This window comes from Spongiactinospora sp. 9N601 (assembly GCF_044326295.1).
GTDB classification, from domain to species: Bacteria; Actinomycetota; Actinomycetes; order Streptosporangiales; family Streptosporangiaceae; genus Spongiactinospora; species Spongiactinospora gelatinilytica.
The window spans coordinates 542,299-561,504 of the sequence record NZ_JBIRBB010000001.1; the positions used below are offsets into that span (position 1 = coordinate 542,299).

The 19,206-nt window shown below is 72.8% G+C and carries 22 protein-coding genes; 16 read left to right on the forward strand and 6 right to left on the reverse strand.

Annotation, left to right across the window (positions count from 1 at the left end; all coding sequences use genetic code 11):
- Positions 1 to 205: 205 nt before the first annotated feature.
- On the forward strand, positions 206 to 2,617 hold the full coding sequence (locus ACH34R_RS02375) for a helicase-associated domain-containing protein (RefSeq protein ID WP_397559612.1): 2,412 nt from the start codon (positions 206 to 208) through the stop codon (positions 2,615 to 2,617).
- Here the strand turns inward: ACH34R_RS02375 and ACH34R_RS02380 are convergent.
- Positions 2,614 to 3,627 carry an ABC transporter substrate-binding protein gene (locus ACH34R_RS02380; RefSeq protein ID WP_397559613.1) on the reverse strand — a complete coding sequence of 338 codons (1,014 nt, stop codon included), beginning with the start codon at positions 3,625 to 3,627 and terminating at the stop codon, positions 2,614 to 2,616. The genes ACH34R_RS02375 and ACH34R_RS02380 overlap by 4 nt on opposite strands.
- A 96-nt stretch (positions 3,628 to 3,723) precedes the next feature.
- On the opposite strand from ACH34R_RS02380, the gene ACH34R_RS02385 reads away from it, so the two are divergent.
- The 11 genes from ACH34R_RS02385 to selD all read left to right on the forward strand — a co-directional run bounded on the left by ACH34R_RS02385 (position 3,724) and on the right by selD (position 11,201).
- On the forward strand, positions 3,724 to 4,779 hold the full coding sequence (locus ACH34R_RS02385) for a FecCD family ABC transporter permease (protein ID WP_397559614.1): 1,056 nt from the start codon (positions 3,724 to 3,726) through the stop codon (positions 4,777 to 4,779).
- Positions 4,776 to 5,798, forward strand: coding sequence for a FecCD family ABC transporter permease (locus ACH34R_RS02390; protein ID WP_397559615.1), 1,023 nt, complete (start codon positions 4,776 to 4,778; stop codon positions 5,796 to 5,798). Before ACH34R_RS02385 ends, ACH34R_RS02390 begins: the two co-directional genes overlap by 4 nt.
- The gene (locus ACH34R_RS02395) at positions 5,795 to 6,619 is read left to right on the forward strand and encodes an ABC transporter ATP-binding protein (protein ID WP_397559616.1); all 825 of its coding nucleotides are present in this window, start codon (positions 5,795 to 5,797) and stop codon (positions 6,617 to 6,619) included. The genes ACH34R_RS02390 and ACH34R_RS02395 overlap by 4 nt, the downstream gene beginning before the upstream one ends.
- A gap of 75 nt (positions 6,620 to 6,694) precedes the next feature.
- The gene (locus ACH34R_RS02400) at positions 6,695 to 7,015 is read left to right on the forward strand and encodes a GroES family chaperonin (RefSeq protein ID WP_397559617.1); all 321 of its coding nucleotides are present in this window, start codon (positions 6,695 to 6,697) and stop codon (positions 7,013 to 7,015) included.
- Between the two features lie 157 nt (positions 7,016 to 7,172).
- Entirely contained in the window at positions 7,173 to 7,913 is a 741-nt protein-coding gene (locus ACH34R_RS02405; RefSeq protein WP_397559618.1) for a hypothetical protein, read from the forward strand.
- A 31-nt stretch (positions 7,914 to 7,944) separates the two neighbouring features.
- Positions 7,945 to 8,466 (forward strand): hypothetical protein, encoded by a 522-nt coding sequence (locus tag ACH34R_RS02410; RefSeq protein ID WP_397559619.1) that lies wholly within the window; start codon positions 7,945 to 7,947, stop codon positions 8,464 to 8,466.
- On the forward strand, positions 8,463 to 9,038 hold the full coding sequence (locus tag ACH34R_RS02415; RefSeq protein ID WP_397559620.1) for a hypothetical protein: 576 nt from the start codon (positions 8,463 to 8,465) through the stop codon (positions 9,036 to 9,038). Before ACH34R_RS02410 ends, ACH34R_RS02415 begins: the two co-directional genes overlap by 4 nt.
- Positions 9,026 to 9,199 carry a hypothetical protein gene (locus ACH34R_RS02420; RefSeq protein ID WP_397559621.1) on the forward strand — a complete coding sequence of 58 codons (174 nt, stop codon included), beginning with the start codon at positions 9,026 to 9,028 and terminating at the stop codon, positions 9,197 to 9,199. Before ACH34R_RS02415 ends, ACH34R_RS02420 begins: the two co-directional genes overlap by 13 nt.
- Before the next feature lie 117 nt (positions 9,200 to 9,316).
- Entirely contained in the window at positions 9,317 to 9,778 is a 462-nt protein-coding gene (locus ACH34R_RS02425) for a hypothetical protein (RefSeq protein ID WP_397559622.1), read from the forward strand.
- Between the two features lie 4 nt (positions 9,779 to 9,782).
- Positions 9,783 to 10,118 (forward strand): hypothetical protein, encoded by a 336-nt coding sequence (locus ACH34R_RS02430; protein ID WP_397559623.1) that lies wholly within the window; start codon positions 9,783 to 9,785, stop codon positions 10,116 to 10,118.
- Positions 10,119 to 10,190: 72 nt separating this feature from the next.
- Positions 10,191 to 11,201, forward strand: a complete 1,011-nt coding sequence (gene selD / locus ACH34R_RS02435; RefSeq protein ID WP_397559624.1) for a selenide, water dikinase SelD — start codon at positions 10,191 to 10,193, stop codon at positions 11,199 to 11,201.
- Here the strand turns inward: selD and ACH34R_RS02440 are convergent.
- The 5 genes from ACH34R_RS02440 to ACH34R_RS02460 form a co-directional block, all read right to left on the reverse strand.
- Positions 11,186 to 12,136, reverse strand: coding sequence for a hypothetical protein (locus ACH34R_RS02440; protein ID WP_397559625.1), 951 nt, complete (start codon positions 12,134 to 12,136; stop codon positions 11,186 to 11,188). The two genes, selD and ACH34R_RS02440, sit on opposite strands and share 16 nt — an antisense overlap.
- A gap of 33 nt (positions 12,137 to 12,169) precedes the next feature.
- Complete coding sequence (locus ACH34R_RS02445) at positions 12,170 to 12,673, reverse strand: TIGR02611 family protein (RefSeq protein ID WP_397559626.1); 504 nt, start codon at positions 12,671 to 12,673, stop codon at positions 12,170 to 12,172.
- Between the two features lie 60 nt (positions 12,674 to 12,733).
- Positions 12,734 to 13,522 (reverse strand): putative hydro-lyase, encoded by a 789-nt coding sequence (locus ACH34R_RS02450; RefSeq protein WP_397559627.1) that lies wholly within the window; start codon positions 13,520 to 13,522, stop codon positions 12,734 to 12,736.
- Between the two features lie 73 nt (positions 13,523 to 13,595).
- Positions 13,596 to 13,877, reverse strand: a complete 282-nt coding sequence (locus ACH34R_RS02455; RefSeq protein WP_397559628.1) for a hypothetical protein — start codon at positions 13,875 to 13,877, stop codon at positions 13,596 to 13,598.
- Positions 13,870 to 14,088 carry a DUF6158 family protein gene (locus tag ACH34R_RS02460; protein ID WP_397559629.1) on the reverse strand — a complete coding sequence of 73 codons (219 nt, stop codon included), beginning with the start codon at positions 14,086 to 14,088 and terminating at the stop codon, positions 13,870 to 13,872. The genes ACH34R_RS02455 and ACH34R_RS02460 overlap by 8 nt, the downstream gene beginning before the upstream one ends.
- 69 nt (positions 14,089 to 14,157) lie before the next feature.
- Between ACH34R_RS02460 and ACH34R_RS02465 the strand changes: the two genes are divergently transcribed.
- The 4 genes from ACH34R_RS02465 to ACH34R_RS02480 all read left to right on the forward strand — a co-directional run bounded on the left by ACH34R_RS02465 (position 14,158) and on the right by ACH34R_RS02480 (position 19,186).
- Positions 14,158 to 15,204, forward strand: a complete 1,047-nt coding sequence (locus ACH34R_RS02465; RefSeq protein ID WP_397559630.1) for an LLM class flavin-dependent oxidoreductase — start codon at positions 14,158 to 14,160, stop codon at positions 15,202 to 15,204.
- Between the two features lie 99 nt (positions 15,205 to 15,303).
- Positions 15,304 to 16,275 carry a LysR family transcriptional regulator gene (locus ACH34R_RS02470; RefSeq protein ID WP_111165553.1) on the forward strand — a complete coding sequence of 324 codons (972 nt, stop codon included), beginning with the start codon at positions 15,304 to 15,306 and terminating at the stop codon, positions 16,273 to 16,275.
- 739 nt (positions 16,276 to 17,014) lie between these two features.
- Positions 17,015 to 18,604 (forward strand): aminotransferase class V-fold PLP-dependent enzyme, encoded by a 1,590-nt coding sequence (locus ACH34R_RS02475; RefSeq protein ID WP_397559631.1) that lies wholly within the window; start codon positions 17,015 to 17,017, stop codon positions 18,602 to 18,604.
- An 84-nt stretch (positions 18,605 to 18,688) separates the two neighbouring features.
- Positions 18,689 to 19,186 carry a RidA family protein gene (locus ACH34R_RS02480; RefSeq protein ID WP_111165554.1) on the forward strand — a complete coding sequence of 166 codons (498 nt, stop codon included), beginning with the start codon at positions 18,689 to 18,691 and terminating at the stop codon, positions 19,184 to 19,186.
- The last annotated feature ends 20 nt before the right edge of the window (positions 19,187 to 19,206 follow it).

Below are 19,206 nucleotides of genomic sequence, written 5' to 3' on the forward strand. Positions count from 1 at the left end.
TAGCAGGCAGCCGCCGGGCGGCACGGCGACGCCGGGACGCCCGGCGCGCTCATCTCGCCACGCGGAGCGGGCGTCGGTGCCGCGCGGCCCACACAACGCGTTCCATTGTGGGCCGCTCTCCCCCGTCAGGCATCTGATCTGCATTACCGTGGTTGCCTACGGCCCTCGGTTAGTCCCGCGCGCGACCCCCAAAGAGAGCTGAGAGATGGACGATCACCTGCTCGGCTGGCTGAAGACCCTCGACGAAGACAGGCTCGCCCGCGTCCTTGCCAACCGGCCCGACGCCCTCGCCGCCCCCTGGCCGCGCCGCCTGGACATCCTGGCGCAGCGGCTGGGCAACGGTATCGCGATGACGGAGGCGGTCCGCGGCCTGCCGCTGCCCTGCCTGGAGATCGCCCAGGCGTGCCTGGTGATCGGCGGCTCTCCCACGGTGGCCGGGCTGGCCGCGCTGCTCGCCGTACCCGAGGACGACGTGCGCCCCTGGCTGGACCGGCTGTACGAGTACGCCCTGGCCTGGCCCGACGACGAGGGCCGGGTGCGCCTGGCCCCCGCGCTGGCCCGCTGGTGGCCCGCGCCGTGCGGCCTCGGCGAGCCGCTGGCCCACTACCTCAACTCCTGGACGATCAGCGCGGACGCGCTGCGCGCCCTGGCGAAGAACCTCGGCGTGCCCTCCCACGGCCCCAAACGGCGGGCCGCGCTGCGGGTGTCCGAGATCCTGTCCGACCCCGCGCAGGTGGCGGCGCTGCTGGCCGAGGCCCCGCGGGGCGCGCGCGGGCTGGCGGAGGAGTTCGCCTGGGAGGGCCCGGTACGCGACGTGGACGGCGGGCTGTTCGTCGTGCCCGGGTCGGCGGAGAAATGGGCGGCCGACCACGGCCTGCTGTTCCGGCCGAGCTGGAACGTCGCGGAGATGCCGCGCGAGGTCGCGCTGGCCGTACGCGGGCCCGGCTGGCACCCGCCGCTGACCGCCGTCCCGCCCGACCTCGCCACGCTGCCGGTCGATCCCGAGGAGGTCGATCACCTGATGGCGCTGGCGGCCCCGCACGTGGTCGAGCGCTGCGCGGCACTGCTGGACAACACCGCCAAGACGCCGCTGCCGCTGCTGAAGAGCGGCGGGGTGGGCGTGCGCGAGGTGCGCAGGGTCGCCAAGGAGACCTCCTGCGACGAGGACGAGACCCGGCTGCTGCTGGAGATCTGCGCGGTGGCAAGGCTGCTGGCCTGGGACGAGGCGGCGGGCGGGCTGGTGCCCACCGAGCGCTTCGACCACTGGCGGCTGGACGACGGCGCGACCCGGCTGCGCGCGCTGCTGGCCGCATGGTGGCGGATGGAGCGCTCCTCGCTGCGCAAGGTCAACGGCAAGTACGCGACGGTCCTCGGCGACGACCCGGCCGGGTCGATGATCGCCCGCATCCGCCGTTCGGTGCTCGGCGTGCTCGCCGGGCTGCCCGACGCCACCGCGCACGCCGACCGCGCGGGTCTGGTACGGCACGTGGGCTGGCACGCTCCCACCCTGGACCCCGCGCTGCTGGCCGAGATCGCCCCGGCCGTGCTGGACGAGGCCAGGCTGCTCGGCCTGATCGCCCACGACGCGCTCACCGACCTCGGCCGGGCGCTCGCCGCGCTGGACCGGGTGGCCGGCGCCGAGCACGACGACCACGCCCCGGCCGTGGAGCACGACCCCGCGCTGGTCGAGTGCTCCACCCGGGCGCTGGCCGGCGTACGCCGCAGCGCGCTGTTCGGAGCCGACCTGACGGCCGTGGTCACCGGCCCGCCCTCGGCGGAGCTGGCCGCGCTGCTCGACCGCGCCGCCGACCGGGAGTCACGCGGCGCGGCGGCGGCCTCGGTCTGGCGCTTCTCCCCGCAGAGCGTGCGCAGGGCGCTCGACGCGGGCGACACCCCCGACGGCCTGCTCGACGACCTCGCGGCCGTGGGCACGGTACCGCAGCCGCTCAGCTACCTCGTCCACGACGTGGCGCGCCGGCACGGCGAGGTGACCGTGTCCAGCGTCACCTGCATCGTGCAGGCGTCCGACCCGGCCCTGCTCGCCGAGATCGCCGCCAACCGGCGGCTGTCCCGGCTCGGCCTGCGCGCCCTGGCCCCCACCGTGCTGGCCGGTTCGGCCCCCGCCGACCGCACCCTGGCGGCGCTGCGCGAGGCGGGGTACGCGCCGGTGCCGATCGACGACACCGGCGAGATCACGATCCGCCGCGCCAAGATCGAAGAACCTCGGGGCGGGCGGCTCATCCTGCTGCCCGGCGGGCAGGTCGCCGAGCTGGAGGCCCCGCCGGGCGACATCGCCGAGCCGCCGCCCGACCCCCGCGAGCACGCCAGGCGGCTGCTCGGCGCGGCCGGTACCGAGCCCCGCCCGGGCGGGCGCACCTGGGCCGTCATCGGCCGCGGCGCCACCCGCCTGCCCACCGCGCAGCAGTCGCTGCTCGGATTCGTGGTGGACCGCGGGGTGCGCGCGGCGATCACGCTGACCGGCGGCCTGACCGCCACCATCAGCCACGGCGAGCTGCGCAGCGGCGTCCTCGACGCCTGGTGTGAGGAGGCGGGCGACTATCTGGAGTTCCCGCTGGCCGAGATCGTCGAGGTCCGCGGCGCGCACCTTCCCGGCTAGACGAGCTTCTTCGCCTTGGTGAGGGCCGCGACCAGCTCTTCGAGCACCCCCGCGTGGCCGAGATAGCTGAACCGCTCCTCCGCCCGCCACGGGAACGTCTGGCCCGCCGCGACCGCGGGCAGCTTGGCGAACGTCGGCTTCTGCTTCATCTCCGCCAGGGTCATCGACCGCGCGCGGTCGTCACAAAGGATCACGTCCGCCGCGTACTTGTCGGCGTTCTCCCAACTGATCGTCTCGAAGAAGCCCCCGGCGTCGGGCTTTTCCGGCACGACCACGTCCAGCCCGATCGACTTCATGTAGGTGACGCCCGCGTGATCCGAGGGAACGACCACCCACATGCTGTCCGGGCCGCCCGACATGATGAGCACCTTCAGCTTCTTCTCCCCGGCCAGTTCGGTCAGCTTGGCCGACGCGGCCTCGAACCTGGACTTGGCGGCCACCACGGCGGGAGCGCCGAGATCGGCGCCGAGGGAGGCCGCCAGCTCCGCGTACCTGCCAATGATCTTGTCGAGCGGCGGGCCGGAGATCCGCATGCCGACGGTGGGCGCCACGCTCTCGATGGCCGCCGCCGACTTCTTCGGCACGTACCACAGCTCGTCCTTCACGTACATCCCGCTGATCAGCAGCTCCGGCCGCAGCGAGGCGTACTTCTCGACGTTGAACTCGTCGAACACGTTGCCGAGCGATTCGACCTTGGTGATGTCCACCTCGCCGACCTGCGGGTCGCGCCCGCCGTCCTTGAGCCGGTGCGGGCCGAAGACCGCGATCGGGCGCACCCCGAAGTCCCACAGGGCCGCTGCCGCGCCGGCCTGTGCCACGATCCGGGTGGGCCGTGCGGAAAGGGACACCTTCTTGCCGCGGTCGTCGGTGAAGGCCCACCCACCACCGCTCGCCGCGGGGGAAGCCGCCGTGCCGCCGCCCGCGTCCCCGCAGGCGGCCAGCCCCATGAGGGCGGCGGAGCCCGCCACCGCGGTCAGGAAGCCCCGGCGGTGCAGGACAGGATTGGACATGACCCCTCCCATACGATCTTATGAGGTTAGGCTAACCTTCATTCGTGCGCTTGAGGGTAGCCCGGCCTCGGCGGCACACCGGAAGGAGGGGGTGGAGTGAGCCCGGCCACCCTGGCGGCGACCACACCTGAGACGTCCCGCCACGCGCCGCGAAAGGCCAACGCCGCACGGAGCGTCGGCCTCGCCGCCGGAGTCGCGTTACTGCTGCTGGTCGCCGTGCTCAGCCTGGTGCTGGGCGCGCGGCCCATGCCGCTCGCCACCGTCGTCGAGGCGCTGACCGAGCCCACCGGCTCCGCCGATCACGTCGTGATCCGCGAACTCCGGGTGCCCCGCACCCTGCTCGGCATCGGCACGGGGGCCGCGCTCGGGCTGGCCGGGGCACTGATGCAGAGCCTGACCCGCAACCCGCTCGCCGACCCGGGGCTGCTCGGCATCGGCCAGGGGGCGGCGTTCGGCGTGGTCATCGCGCTCGCCCTGCTCGGCTGGACCAGCCCGGCGGCCTACGTCTGGTTCGCCTTCGCCGGGGCGGCGCTCTCCTTCGCCGCGGTCTACGCGCTGGGCTCGGCCGGCCGCACCGGGACCAGTCCGGTACGCCTCGCGCTGGCCGGCGTGGCGATGGCCGCGGTGCTCACCGCGGCCTCCTCCGCCCTGCTCAGGATCGACACCGAGACCTACGACCGGATGCGCTTTTGGATGTCCGGCTCGCTGGCCGGGCAGGGCGGCGACGTGGTCGCCCAGCTCGTGCCGTTCATGGCCGCGGGGGTGCTGCTCGGCGTGCTGCTGGCCGGGCCGCTCAACGCACTCGCGCTCGGCGACGACGCGGGCCGCGCCCTCGGCATGAGCGTCGGCCGCACCCGCCTGCTGGCCGCCGTGGCGATCACGCTGCTGTGCGGCTCGGCGACCGCGGCGATCGGCCCGGTCTTCTTCGTCGGCCTCGCGGTGCCGCACGCCGTGCGCGCGCTGGCCGGGCCCGACCAGCGGTGGGTGCTGCCGCTCTCCGCGCTGCTCGCGCCCATCCTGCTGCTCGGCTCCGACATCGCCGGGCGGCTGATCGGGCGGCCGGGCGAGGTGCAGGCCGGCATCGTGTGCGCGATCCTCGGCGCGCCGTTCTTCATCGCGCTGGTCCGCAGGGGGAGGCTCGCCGCGCTATGAGCCAAGGCATCAGTGCCCTGCGCGCCCGGCGGGTCTCGATCCGGTTGTCGCCGCGCGGGATCATCGTCGCCGCGGGCCTGGTCGTGGCGGGCACGGCGGTCGCGGTGCTCGCCATCGCCACCGGCGACTTCCCGCTGCCGATCGGCGACGTGGTGGCCACGCTGACCGGCGGGGGCACTCCGGCGAGCGAGTTCATCGTCGGCAGGCTGCGCGCGCCGCGCGTGGTCACCGGGCTGCTGGTGGGGGCGGCGTTCGCGGTCAGCGGCGCGCTGTTCCAAAGCCTCACCCGCAACCCGCTCGGCAGTCCCGACTTCCTCGGCTTCACCTCCGGCGCGGCCACCGGGGCGATCATCGCGACGGTCGCCGGAGGGGCGTCGGCGATGATCGCGGGCGGCGCGCTGGCCGGCAGCGCGCTCGCCGCGGTCTGCGTCTACGCACTGGCCTACCGGCGCGGCGTCCACGGCTACCGGCTGGTGCTCGTGGGCATCGGCGTGAACGCCATCCTGCTCGCGGTCAACTCCTACCTGCTCACCCGCGCCAACATCAACGACGCGGCAACGGCCGCGGCATGGCTGACCGGCAGCCTGGGCGGGCGCGGCTGGGAGCACGCCGTGCCCGTCGCGCTCGCCCTGGCGGTACTGCTGCCGCTGTGCGTGCCGCTGTCGCGGCCCATGCGAATGATGGAGATGGGCGACGACGCCGCCGCCGCGATGGGCATCAAGGTGCAGCGCGTCCGTGGCTGCGCGATGGCCGTCGCGGTGGCGCTGTGCGGCGTGGCGACGGCCGCGGCGGGCCCGGTGGCGTTCGTCGCGCTCACCGCGCCCCAACTGGCCCGCCGCCTGACCCGCTCCCCCGGCGTCACGCTGGTGGCGTCCGCGCTGATGGGCGCGGTGCTGCTGGTGCTCGCCGACTTCGCGGCGCAGCGCGTGCTCGCGCCCGTCCAGCTCCCGGTCGGCGTGCTCACCGCCGCACTCGGTGGTGGCTACCTGGTCCTGCTCCTGCGGAAGGAACGACGTTGAGCATCGATGGCACCGGCCCGCGCCTGCACGGCAGCGACCTCACCCTCGGGTACGGCGAGCGTGAGATCGCCACGAACCTGGAGATCACCATCCCGGACCGGTCGTTCACCGTGATCATCGGTCCCAACGCGTGCGGCAAGTCCACCACGCTGCGCGCCCTGGCCCGCATGCTCAAGCCGCGCACCGGGGCCGTCTACCTGGACGGCAGCGTGATCACCTCGCTGCCGTCGAAGGAGGTGGCCAGGCGGCTCGGGCTGCTGCCGCAGAGCTCGATCGTGCCGGACGGGATCACCGTCGCCGACCTGGTCTCCCGCGGGCGCTACCCGCACCAGCGGCTGATGCGCCAGTGGTCGCGCGAGGACGAGGCGGCGGTCAACGCGGCGATGGCCGCCACGCACGTGGCCGACCTGGCCGACCGCCCGGTGGACGAACTGTCCGGCGGGCAGCGCCAGCGGGTGTGGCTGGCCATGGTCCTCGCCCAGGAGACGCCGATCCTGCTGCTGGACGAACCGACCACCTTCCTGGACATCGCCCACCAGATCGAGGTCCTGGACCTCTGCGCCGACCTGCACGAACAGGGCCACACGCTGGTCGCGGTACTGCACGACCTGAACCAGGCGTGCCGCTACGCCACCCACCTGATCGTGATGCGCGACGGCCAGATCATCGCGGAGGGCGACCCCGCGCAGATCGTCACCGCCGACCTGGTGGCCGAGGTCTTCGAGCTGCGCTGCGAGATCATCGAAGACCCGCAGAGCCGCACCCCGCTCATCGTCCCCGAGTCGCGCCGGCGCAGCCCCGCCCCCGCCACGAGCGGCTGACCGGCGCTGGACCGTCAATCCCGCCAAGACAACGCTTTCCACAATTGTGGTCCCAGGGATGCATAGACTTCCCCTGTGGCTGACCCGAAGTTCGAGATCCAGATGCTGCACGACCGCGTGATGATCAAGGCGGTCGGCGAGGCGGAAGAACGCCGCAGCACCTCTGGAATCGTCATCCCCGCGACGGTGAAGATGGCCAACCGGCTCGCCTGGGGCGAGGTGTGCGGGGTGGGGGTCAACGCGCGCTCGGTCAAGGTCGGTGACAGGGTGCTGTTCAACCCCGAAGAACAGTACGAGGTCGAGGTCCAGGGACAGCTCTACCTGGTGATGCGCGAGCGCGACCTGCACGCCGTGGCCACCCCGCAGACCGACCACGGCACCGGCCTGTACCTCTGAGCCCCACCTCGTCGCGCCCAGGGTGAACCGGGTGCGGTTCAAGCGTTGACCATGTGGCGTGTCCTCGCCAGGGGACGGCCCGCCCGCGTGCATAGCCTGACCCGGGTTTTGTGACTTCTGTCGATGAGGGCAGGTCGAGGGGCATATGGTCGCGACGATGGCGCAGGCCGTCCTGCGGGCGGCGGACGGCGCGCGGGTGACGGTGGACCTGCCGGAGCAGGCGGGCGGGCTGGAGTGGTACGGCCACACGCGGATGGCCGGGCCGCGGCTGCTGCGCGCCTACGACCTCGCGCCCGCCGGGCAGCACAAGGTGATCCCCGGCAAGATCCTGCCGGGGGCGCGGCGTGAGGTACGCGGACGCAGGGGGTACGACCTCGTGCTCTACGAGGCCGCGGACCGGTCGCGCAGTTGCCTGGTCTGGGTGGGTCCCTACCACGAGGCCACGACCTGGTTCGGCGGTCCCGCGCCGCGTCCCGCCGTCCTCGACGAGCTGACGACGTCGGTCCGCTTCCGCGACTCGCGGCAGGGCGCCACGCTGACCCCGCGCCGCACGGCCGGTCCTGGTATACGCCAGTACGGCACGTTCGTGGTCGGTATGGGCGACCGGCTGGTCGTCATGATCCGGGACGCCAGGGCGGCGAAGGACGGCCTGCCCGAATGGCGCGGCGCACGGCTCGGCGAGGCCGAGGTATGGAAGGAGCGCCTGGATCTCGACCCGGCCACACGCGCCGCCCTGGCCGGCACACCGTTCGAGTGGCGCTACGTCTACGCCACCGGCACCGCCGCCTACACCGTCGTCTTCCCCACCCGCCCCGGCCGCGACGAAACCCGCGGCCAGGCCGCCGGCACCGCCGTGGACACCGTCCTCACCACCATCCGGGTCCGGTGGTCCGCATGACCGCCGCGCATGCTCTTGGACGAGGTGGGCGGTGAACGTCGGAACGGCACTGGCGTTGTGCTCGATGGGGGTGTCCGCGTTCGCGGTGCTCGCCGTCGGAGCCGTCTACGCGCGGTTGCGCGGCCTGGAGCGGGCCGAGGGCGGCGGCGATGCCGCACGGCTCGCGCCCGCCGGGCTGTCGCCCGCCGGAGGACAGGACGTCTCACTCGTCGTCCTGCTGGACGGCGGCTGCGCGCTGTGCCCCGGGCTGTGGCGGCAGGCCCGCGCGTTCGCCTCCGACCGGCCGGACGTCCGGCTGATCGGCCTGGTGGCCGCGGAGGAGGCCGCGCGGCGCCTCGCCGGCACGGACGGGCCGGGCGAGGGCGCGCCGCTGGCCGACCCCGCCGCGTGGGCGGAGATGTACGAGGGCTACACGCCCTGCCTCTACCTGGTCCGCGCGAACGGCGTCATCGCCCACCGGGCCTTCGTCTACGCCGACACCGACGTCCCCGCCCTCCTCACGCGGGTCCTGCCCGCGCCCGCCGTACCCGCGAACCAAGGAGGACGCGCATGAGCACGCACCTCACCGCCACCATCCCGGAGATCGGCCCGAACGGCGGCCCCGGAGGGCCGGACGAGGACCGGGAACCCAGCCGGATCCGGGCGCTCATCGGCGGGCCGCCGATCTCGCGCGCCACCCTGTTGCGCGGTCTGGCCGTCGCCGCCCTCGCGGCCACGCTCACGCCGTTCGACTGGTACCTGAGCCGCCGCGCGGCGCGCGCCTCCCGGGGACCGTCCTCGGAGTGGACCTCCGGCGACTGCAAGGACGCCTACCCGGACGGATACTCCGCCTCGGATGCGAACTGGTTCTCCGGACCCGCCGCCTGCTACGGCGGCTGGCGGATCGGCTCCTACCCCTGCAACGACGCCAACTGGCACTTCGAGGGCTCCCGCGCCAACTCCGAGGTCGGCGAGGAGTACACCGCCCACCGGACCGACTCCTTCTGCGGCTCCCGGGACACCAGGACCGCCTGGCGCTGGACCTCAGGCGGCGACCTCTACCGCTGCTCCGACGCGATGACCACCGTGACCTGGCGCGACGGCACCCGCTACCGGGGCCTGACCATCGCCATGTGCGAACTGTGACCGCGGGTACGGCCGCGCGGCGCGCGATGCTGCGCCCGGAGACGCTGGCCGTGCCGATCGCGGGCGGAGCCTGGGCGCTGGCGGGGCTGGACGCGCCCGCCCTGGTCATGTTCCTCTGGGCGGGGCTCAACGCCGGATACGCCAACTCGGGCAGCACGTGAAGCCACAACTCGGCGTTCCTGCTGAGCGCGCCGGTCTGGCGCGGACCCACCGCCCTGGCCTGCTTCGGCCTCGGCCTCCTGGCCGGGGCGTGCGGCGTCGCCGCCTGCGCCGTCGCCGTGGGCGGGGTGCTCCAGGCGCTGCTGCCCGGCCCGCTGCGCCCGGCCCTGCTCGCACCGGCCGCGGCGGCGGTACTGCTCCGCGAGGCGGGGGTGCTGCGGTTCGCCGTACCGGAGAACCGGCGGCTGGTGCCCGAGCACGTGGTGCTGCGCGGGCCGGTCGCAGGGGCGTTGCAGTTCGGGTTCGAGATGGGCACCGGGATGCGGACCTACTCGCCCTCGGCGCTCCCCCACCTGCTGCTGGCCGCGCTGCTGCTGGCCGTCCCCCCTGCGGGGGCGCTCGCCGCCGCGACCGGATTCGCCGCCGCCCGCTGGGCCGCAGCCGCCGCCACCGTGGCCCACGACGGCCCCACCCGAGGCGGGAGCTGGGACGCGCGCTGGCGGACCGCCCACCGCCCACTCGCGCTCGCGACCGCCCTGGCCACGGTCATCTCACTGGCCTGCGGAATCAGTGGAGGGTGACGTGATGGGCGATGTGGCGCGGGTCGTGGTGGTGCATGACGCGGCTTGCGGGGGCTGCTCGGTGATCGCGGTACGGCTGGCCGGGGTGCTGGGCGTGCCGGTCGTGATCCGGTCGTGCCGGGACCCCGGGCTGGCGGCTGAGTACCCGCTGCCGCCGCGGACGGGGTGTGGTGCGCCGTTCGCCGTCGCGATCGGGCGAAGCGGGCGGGTGCGCGTCTGGCGGGGTCTCGGGTTGCCGCTGCGGATGGCGGGCCTGGTCGCTCCCGGCCGCCGGGGCGCGGCGCTCCGCCTGGCCGGGCATGCCCTGCGGCAGCATCTGCGCCGCGGGAGAGGCCGTTGAGCGCCGCGTGGCCCGGTGCGCGGCGGGGTACGAAACGGCCCGTGGCACGTCCCCCACGACAGGGAGGTACCGATGCTCCGCTTGACGCACTACGCCCAGGGCGGCGGCTGCGCCTGCAAGATCCCGGCCGGTGAACTCGAAGCCGTGCTGGCCGGGCTGACCGGAATGACCGGGGGCACGCCGCAGGGCGATCTGCTGGTGGGCCTGGACACCGGCGACGACGCCGCCGTGGTGCGGATCTCGGCGGGACAGGCCGTGGTGAGCACCGCCGACTTCTTCACACCGGTCGTGGACGACCCCTACGACTGGGGACGCGTGGCCGCCGCCAACGCGCTGTCCGACGTGTACGCGATGGGCGGCCGGCCGCTGGTCGCACTGAACCTGCTGTGCTGGCCGCGCGAGGGCCCGTCGTACGACGTGGCCGGCGAGGTGCTGCGCGGCGGGGCCGACATCGCCGCCAAGGCGGGCTGCCACCTGGCGGGCGGCCACAGCGTGCACGGCCCCGAGCCGCTGTACGGCATGGCGGTCACCGGCCTGGCCGACCCCGATCGCCTGATGCGCAACGACGCCGGCCGCCCCGGCCTGCCGCTGTCCCTGACCAAGCCGATCGGCTCGGGCGTGCTGAACAACAGGCACAAGGCCACGGGCGAGACCTTTCCCCAGGCGGTGGAGGTGATGACCGCGCTCAACGCCGACGCCGCCGCCCTGGCCACAGCGGCCGGCGTGCGCTGCGCCACCGACGTGACCGGCTTCGGGCTGCTCGGCCACCTGTACAAACTGGCCCGCGCCTCGGGTGTCACCGCCGAACTCGACGCCGCCGCCGTACCGGTCATCGAGGGGGCCTGGGAGGCGATCCGCGACGGCTACGTGCCGGGCGGATCGCGGCGCAATCTGGAGTGGGTGGCGCCGCACCTCGATCCGGGCGACGCCGGCGAGCACCTGCTGCTCCTGCTCGCCGACGCCCAGACCTCAGGCGGGCTGCTCATCGCCGGGGAGATCCCCGGCGCGCCGGTCATCGGCCGGCTGACGCCGCGCGGCGAGCATCCGGTCGTGATCCGCGGCGCGGCTCACCTGCGCGTGTAGGACAGGTAGATGTCGTCGTTCTTCCACGCGGAGGAGGTGATGTCGGCGAGCACCCGGGTGGTCTTGCCGTTCAGGTCGGTGACGACCGAACGGTAGGCCCCGTCGTTCTTGTAGACCATCATGAGGTGGGATTCGTCCCACCAGCCCCACAGGTGCTCCGGCTCCACCGCGAGCCGCTTGACGACCTTGCCGGTGCCGCGGGCCGCCACGCACACGGGCTCCCGGTACCTCTTCGGGCACCAGGTGAGCAACCGCTTGCCGGAGGGGGAGAACACGTCGTCACCGGACGCGGTGACGCCCACGTCGAGGGTGCGGCGCGGCTTCCCGTCCAGCCCGTACTCCAGGAGCTTGCCCTCCTGCACGATGTAGACGCTGCGCGCGTCGGGGCTCCACTCGAAGCTGTGGTCCTTGAGCGGCTTGGGCAGCCTGGCCTCGCTGTGCGTGCCGGCCGCCACGTCGATCACCGAGAAGCCGTGGGTGAGCCACTTCTTGCCGACCTTGCGCTGAGTGGTCCCCAAGATCTTGCGCCCGTCGCGGGACCAGTAGAGCGCCGCGGTGATGAAGGGCTTCTTGACGGTCCTGATGAACTTGGCCGTCCCGGTCGCCCGGTCGATGATGGCCACCTGGTCATAGCCGCTGCCGGCGTACTTGTCGCGCAGCCCGGCCGCCCGCGCGCCGCCGGGCGAGACCGTGATCTCGGTGTAGCCGGACTTCTTGGCGAACGCGTCGCCGCCCTTGCCGCGCAGGTAGACGTCGTCGCCCACCATGTAGGCGGTGACCAGCAGGCGGTCGGTGGACTTCTCATGCAGGACGACTCCCGTGCCGGGGAGCTCGACCTCCGTGTCTTCGGCGGCCTGGGCCACCGCGGCGGGGGTCAGCGACGCGGACAACGCCAGGCAACCCGCCACCACGCCAGTACGGATCGATAATCTCACGCGGGCATCCTAAGCCCCGCGAGCGACAAATCCTTAAGCCATTCCAAAATAGGACAATGCCATTCGGACGACATCAATCCCCAAGCTGAGTTTCAGGCCCAGCCAGACGATGGCCCCGGCAGCGAGCAGGGTGACCGCGAGGATGAGAATGCGGACCGTCCAGCCCTGCCGCTTGAGCCAGTCGGTCCACGCGGCGAGCGTGCGCTTGCCGAACTGCAGCACCCGAAGCGCCCAGACGAACTCGGTGGCCAGTACCGCGAACCCGGCGAAGACCACCAGCCAGCCGGGCCCCGGGAAGGGCACCATGATCAGGCCGCCGATCACCAGGACCGCCCCGACCACGCCGACCCCGATCTTCAGCGCCAGGCTGCCGCCGGGCGTGGCCCGGATGCCCTCGCGCCAGCCGCGCAGCCCGGAACGCCGCGCGGCGCCCTCCTTCACAGCGTCGGCGTCGCCGACCTCCACGCCCGCCCGCTGACCGGGCGTGGTCGCCGGACCGTCCGGAGATTCCGGAGCACCGCCGCCTGAGACCGCCACCTGACCCCCTCGTAATGTCCTGTCATTTCACAGGATATTGGGAGTGTCCGCATTAACGGGTCAGGGGACCAGGAAGCGGTGGTCGCGCACGTCGGTGACGGCCATGTGGCCGGGCAGGTGCCCGATGGCGAACGGCACCCCGCTCGCCATCACCGCCGCCTGCGGGGTCACCCCGCACGCCCAGAACATCGGGACCTCACCGGGCCGCACCTCCACCGGATCGCCGAAATCGGGCCTGCCGAGGTCGGTCACCCCGATCTCGGCCGGGTCGCCCACATGGACAGGGGCCCCGTGGACCGCCGGATAGCGCGCGGTGATCCGGACCGCCTCGGCCACCAGCGACGCGGGGACCGGCCGCATCGACACCACCAGCGGCCCGGCCAGCGCCCCCGCGGGCCGGCACTTCAGCGAGGTGACGAACATCGGCACGTTCGTGCCCGCCGCAAGGTGCCGTACCGGGACGCCCGCCTGGACCAGCGCGTCCTCGAAGGTGAAGCTGCATCCGATCAGGAAGGCCACGAGGTCGTCCCGCCACAGGCCGGTCACCTCGGCCGGCTCGGCGACCGGCTCGCCGTTCTCGTAGACGCGGTAGCCGGGCAGGTCGGTGCGCAGGTCGCCGCCGAAGATCTCGGTACCGAAGGCCCCCGGGTCGCCCACGTCGAGCACCGGGCAGGACTTGGGGTTGCGCTGCCCGAACAGCAGCAGGTCGTAGGCGAGGGCGCGGGGCACGGCGAGCAGGTTGGCCTGCGTCCAGCCGCGGCACCACCCGGCGGTGGGCGTGCGGAGCCCGCCCCGGAACAGCTCACGTGCCCTGGCCGGTGCGAGCGCGCCGGGGTCGGCAGGGGTCATCGATCCTCCCGGGATCGCCGGAGTCTCCCTCCATGATCGCCCTGGACCGTCCGGAGGATCCAGGGTCCGGGGGTCAGTATTCGAGGCCCCAGTCGTGCGGGCCCAGTGCGAAGCCCTCGCCCTTCTGGTTCAGCCAGCCGTTCTCCACCAGCCGCACCAGGCGCTGCCGTACCTCGTGCTCGGGCTGCCCGGTCATCTGGGCCACGTCGGGCACGTGGGCGATCCGGCCGTCCACCGCGAGCGAGCAGACCGCCTCGTACACGGTGGTGTCGGCGTCGGTGAGCGCCTGGACGTCATGCAGGCTCCTCGGCGGCGAATGCGGCGAGCGCGGTGCATGCGGCGCATGTCTAGACACGTTGTCGCGCTCCTTCCCTCAGGCGTCCCGGGTCGATCTCCCGCTCGGGGTGGCGGCGCAGGTACTCGGCCTCCAGCTCCCTGGTGCGGACCGTGTGGTGGTCGAGGGCGTCGTCGGATCCGTGCCGCAGCGTCTCGGTGCGCGTCACGTGGACGTGGCGCAGCTCGCGGAGCAGGTCTTCTTCCGGGAGTACCCGAGGATCTATACCCATTGTCATAGTTCACGCTTACCCACCAGAGACCTGGCGTCACCTGGAATAGGGCCGGGCATGCTTTGAGTTGTGCCCGACGTGAGCGACGAGATCAGGGGCATCGCCAAGGGCGACGCCGAAGTTCCGCTGTCGGTGCTGGACCTCGCGACCGTGAGCGCCGGCCACACCCCCGCACAGGCGCTGCGCACGAGCACCGAGCTCGCCTGCAACGCGGAGCGCTGGGGCTACCACCGGCTGTGGGTGGCCGAGCATCATGGCATGCCGGGCGTGGCGAGTTCCTCCCCCGCGGTGCTCATCGCCCACCTGGCCGCGCACACCAGCTCGATCAGGCTCGGCTCGGGCGGGGTGATGCTGCCCAACCACGCCCCGCTGATCATCGCGGAGCAGTTCGGCATGCTGCACGCGCTGCACCCCGGCCGCATCGACCTGGGCCTCGGCCGCGCCCCGGGCACCGACGGGGCGACCGCCGCGGCGCTGCGCCGCGGCGACGCCGACCGGTTCCCGCAGGAGGTCAGCGAGCTGGTGTCGTTCCTGGACGGCTCCTTCGAGCCCGGCCACCGCTTCGAGCGCATCCTGGCGGTGCCGCGCGACCCGGCGGGCCGGCCGCCGGTCTGGCTGCTCGGCTCCAGCGGGTTCAGCGCGCAGCTCGCGGGGCTGCTCGGGCTGCCGTTCGCGTTCGCCCACCACTTCAGCGCCGCCAACACCGAGCCGGCGCTGGCCCTGTACCGCTCGGCGTTCCAGCCGTCGGCCGTGCTGGACCGGCCGTACGCGATGATCGGGGTGAGCGCGGTCGCGGCCGACACCGCCCGCGAGGCGCACCGGCTGGCCCGTACCGGGGGCCTGGCCATGCTGCGGCTGCGCCGTGGCACGCCCTCGCCGGTGCCCACTCCGGAGGAGGCCGAGGAGTACCCCTACTCCATGGTCGAGGAGGAGTTCCTGGACTCCTGGCTGTCCAATGTCGTGTACGGCGAGCCGGACGCCGTCCGGGCCGGGCTGTCAGAGCTGCGCGAGCGGACCGGCGTGGACGAGCTGATGATCACGGCGACGATGCACGGCGGCGAGAATCGTATACGCTCGTATGAGTTGATCGCCAAAGCATACAAGATGACCGATTAGCGAAGTTAGACCTGATTTAGGAACGTTCCGACTCAGAATCGTCAAACTTCGTGACATTTTCTCATTGGCAGGGGGACGTCCGGGCCATACCGTTCGGCTATGGATCTGGAGCTCCGCCACCTCAGGATAGTTCGTGCCGTCGCGGAAGCAGGCAGCGTATCCAAGGCCGCCACCGTGCTCGGCCTGGCCCAACCCGCCCTGACCGCCCAGCTCAAGCGCATCGAGCGCGCGCTCGGGGGCGCCCTGTTCGAGCGTGACCACACCGGGGCGCGGCCTACCGCGTTGGGAGAGCTGGTGCTCACCCGTGCCAGGGTGCTGTTGCCGGCCGCCCGCCAGCTACAGGAGGAGGCCGCCCGGTTCGCGAGGTTCGCCGACAACGCCGACGGTGAACAGCAGCGTTACCGCATCGGCGCGACCAACAGCCCCATCCTGGGCGGCCTGGTGGACCGGCTGGCCGCGGCGCATCCCAACGCCAGCGTCAGCACCCACACCTCCTGGTCGGCCAACGAGCTGTCAGAGATGCTGATGGTGGGCCGGCTCGACTTCGCCGTCGTCGGGGTCTGCGGAGACAGCTCTCCGCCGTCCGGCGAGAACCTTTCCTGGCGGGCGGTGGCCCTGGACGCGGTGTGCATCCTGCTCGGCGAGAACCACCCGCTGGCGGGCGAGCCGGAGGTCGAACTGGGCGCGCTCGCCCAGGAGAACTGGGCCGTCGCGCCCGGGGACGGCTGCTTCGCCGACTGCTTCGCCGCGGCCTGCGCACGGGCCGGCTTCACCCCCCGCACGATCTACGAGACCGACGTGGCAACCTGCGTCCACCTGGCCCAGCTCGGCCGGGCCGTGGCGCTGTGCCAGGCGACGTTCCGGCTGACCCCGGGGGTCACCCTGCTGCCCATCGTGGGCGCGCCGCTGCGCTGGCGGCAGGTGCTCGGCTGGCACCCGGAGTCGCCCGCCGCCGAGGCCGCCCCCGCCCTCGTGGTACACGCCAAGGCCGCCCACATGGACGCGGTACGCCGCAGTCAGCGCTATCTGAACTGGCTCGGCGCCCACCCGGGATTCGGGACCATGCCCTAACCCATATCCGAAGGCCATAACATCCAGCCCTCATGGCCACAACATCTATCACCCCGGTGCATATGCCGGCGTTATGGAAAACACCCCGGCACCGTGAGCGATTCATCCTGCCCGGAAAGCGTCCGTTCATCCCGGGCGCGACGAGCTCCCTGGTACCGCTCACCCCGCATGGCGGACCCGGCCCGGGTCGGGCCCGCGGCCCCATGGGCGCTCCGCCGCGCGGACGCCGCCCGCGACGGCCCGGCCCCGGCCGTCGAACCGCCCCGGGCGCGAGGCCGAGCGCCGCTCCCATGCGGGCATCACTCGGGCCGTGACTCCGTAATGACATCGGCTTTCCGGGGAAACGCCCGCGTTACGGATGCGGGTTACCTAGCCGGCCCCGGCCCCGGCCACCCCAATGCCCTGCAAGGGGGGCGAACAGCTCTTACCAGGAGTTATCGGTATAGTTAGGGCGCGATCGCATCAGATCGGTTGTGCCGCGACGCCGACCACGCCGACCGGCCTTTCTCCGGCCGCCAGGTGCAGCCCCCGCCCACCGGCGAGGAGCCCCTGGCGCGCTCGTTCACCGGATCTACCAGGGGAAATTCGCACTTCAGCCCCCTGGCCGCCGATTCTTCACCCGGCGGATGCGCGCCGTTCATTCGCCTCACGAATACGGTCATCAGAAAAACGCGCTTAACACCCGTCCCCCACCTCCATAGCGTTGGCCTGGCCACGACATACGAGGTGCCTGGGGGCCATGGTGCGTGCTGACGCTCTGTCTCGTCGTAAGATCCTCCAACGCAGCGCGGGAGTGGGCGGCGCCCTCGCGCTGGGTCCGTTACTGAGCCCCGCCGCCGAAGCCGCCGCCGCGGCGCACGCCGTCCCCGCCGGGGCCGCCGCCGCCAAGGACCTCTACCGGGCCATCGGCGTACGCCCGCTGATCAACGCGCGCGGCACGTTCACCATCCTCAGCGGTTCGCTGATGCTGCCCCAGGTGCGGGAGGCGATCGACCAGGCGTCCCGGCAGTACGTCCATCTGGACGAGCTGGCCGACGCCGTGGGCAGGCGCCTGGCCGAGCTGACCAAGGCGGAGTTCGGGCTGGTCAGCTCGGGCTGCGCGGCCGGTATGACGCACGCCACCGCGGCCTGCGTCGCCGGCGGCAACCCCGACCTGCACGTGCGCATCCCCGATCTCGCCGGCTTCCAGAAGACCGAGGTGATCATCCCCAAGCACTCCCGCAACGTCTACGAGGCGGCGATCAGCGCGGTCGGGGTGAAGATCGTGGAGGTCTCCACCCGCCAGGAGCTGGAGGCGGCGATCGGGCCGCAGACCGCGCTGGTCTACATCATGGCCGGGCCGCGCGTGGACAAGAGCGAACTCAATACCAAGGTCATCGCCGAGGTGGCCAAACCGCGCGGCGTGCCGGTCCTCGTGGACGCGGCGGCGGAGATCCTGACCATCCCCAACGTCCACCTGGGCTACGGCGCCGACCTGGTCGCCTACAGCGGCGGCAAGGCCATCCGCGGCCCGCAGTCGGCCGGGCTGCTGCTCGGCCGCGAGGACCTGGTCCGGGCGGCCTGGGTGCACAGCGCCCCGCACCACGGCTTCGCCCGCGGCTTCAAGGTCGGCAAGGAAGAGGCCATGGGCATGCTCATGGCGGTGGAGATGTGGGTGCGGCGCGACCACGACGCCGAGTACGCCCGCTGGGAGTCCTGGCTCCGGTACATCGCCCGCCGGGTCTCCTCGGTCCAGGGCGTGACCACCGAGGTCGTGCAGCCCGAGGGCCTGTCCAACCGGACGCCGTCGCTGCGCATCCTGTGGGAGGAGCAGCGGCTCGGCGTGTCCGGCAAGACCGTGATGGACACCCTCTACCAGGACGAGCCGCGAATCGCGCTGAACCAGACGGGCGGCTCGGGCAGGACCGGCGTGTCGATCACGCCGTACATGCTCTCCCCCGGCGACGAGAAGGTCATCGCCCGGCGGCTGGTGGAGGTGCTGCGCGACCCGCCGGCCCCGCCGGAGCCGCCGAAGCCGCCAACGGTCCAGGTCGGCGGCACCTGGGCGGTGAAGATCCAGTACCTGGCCGGCAGCTCCACCGCGCACCGGCTGCAACTCACCCAAAGCGGCGACAAGGTGACCGGCTCCCACACCGGGGAGTTCGTCACGCGGGAGCTGACCGGCACCGTGAGCGGCGACACCGTACGGCTGCGCAGCGTGTACCCCGAGTCGCACGGCGACGCCCTCGACTTCACCTTCACCGGCACCGTGGCGGGCGGCTCCATGCGCGGCGACCTCGACATGGGCGAGTACCTCAAGGCCACCTGGACGGCCACCCGTGCGGGCTGACCCCGCCCGCCTTCCGACCCCCCGAACCCATCGCGACACCGAAGAACCCCAGCACGCCCTAGCGGCGTGGAAGAAGGAGGAAGCGTGACCTCGAACCGCCGGGACTTCATGCGCAGCGCGCCGGCCGTGGCCGCGGTCGCCGCGGTGCCGGTCCTCGCCACCGCCACCGCCGCCGCGGCCGACGACGTGGAGGCGGCCGGCCGCGGGCACGGCCACAAGCCCCGTAAGGAGGTCCACTGGCCGGGCGGCCAGCCGCCCAAGGACCCGCTGTTCAGCCCGGTCGTCACCTACGGCGACCTGGTGTTCCTCTCCGGGATCGGCGCGCACTTCCCCGGTGACATCCGCGCGCACACCGACCATGTGCTGAAGGAGCTGAAGCGCAACCTCGAAGCGGTCGGCTCCTCCATGGAGAAGGTCCTCAAGGTGAACGTCTACCTGAACGACCTCGCCGACTACGACGGGATGAACGAGGTGTTCAAGGGCCGGTTCGGCGCCAAGCCCGGCGTGCGCACCACCATCGCCGCCAAGTCCGGCATCCCGGGCGACTCGCTCGTCGAGATCGACTGCATCGCGGTCAGATGAGCGCGGACGGGACGAGATGG

What these genes read in the sequence shown, in the direction of transcription:
- ACH34R_RS02470 (WP_111165553.1), top strand. Translation starts at nt 15,304, where the DNA reads ATGGATCTGGAGCTCCGCCACCTCAGGATAGTTCGTGCCGTCGCGGAA.
- ACH34R_RS02390 (WP_397559615.1), top strand. Translation starts at nt 4,776, where the DNA reads ATGAGCCAAGGCATCAGTGCCCTGCGCGCCCGGCGGGTCTCGATCCGG.
- ACH34R_RS02380 (WP_397559613.1), bottom strand. Translation starts at nt 3,627, where the DNA reads ATGTCCAATCCTGTCCTGCACCGCCGGGGCTTCCTGACCGCGGTGGCG.
- ACH34R_RS02415 (WP_397559620.1), top strand. Translation starts at nt 8,463, where the DNA reads ATGAGCACGCACCTCACCGCCACCATCCCGGAGATCGGCCCGAACGGC.
- ACH34R_RS02450 (WP_397559627.1), bottom strand. Translation starts at nt 13,522, where the DNA reads ATGACCCCTGCCGACCCCGGCGCGCTCGCACCGGCCAGGGCACGTGAG.
- ACH34R_RS02475 (WP_397559631.1), top strand. Translation starts at nt 17,015, where the DNA reads ATGGTGCGTGCTGACGCTCTGTCTCGTCGTAAGATCCTCCAACGCAGC.
- ACH34R_RS02460 (WP_397559629.1), bottom strand. Translation starts at nt 14,088, where the DNA reads ATGGGTATAGATCCTCGGGTACTCCCGGAAGAAGACCTGCTCCGCGAG.
- ACH34R_RS02405 (WP_397559618.1), top strand. Translation starts at nt 7,173, where the DNA reads ATGGCGCAGGCCGTCCTGCGGGCGGCGGACGGCGCGCGGGTGACGGTG.
- ACH34R_RS02430 (WP_397559623.1), top strand. Translation starts at nt 9,783, where the DNA reads ATGGGCGATGTGGCGCGGGTCGTGGTGGTGCATGACGCGGCTTGCGGG.
- ACH34R_RS02375 (WP_397559612.1), top strand. Translation starts at nt 206, where the DNA reads ATGGACGATCACCTGCTCGGCTGGCTGAAGACCCTCGACGAAGACAGG.
- selD (WP_397559624.1), top strand. Translation starts at nt 10,191, where the DNA reads ATGCTCCGCTTGACGCACTACGCCCAGGGCGGCGGCTGCGCCTGCAAG.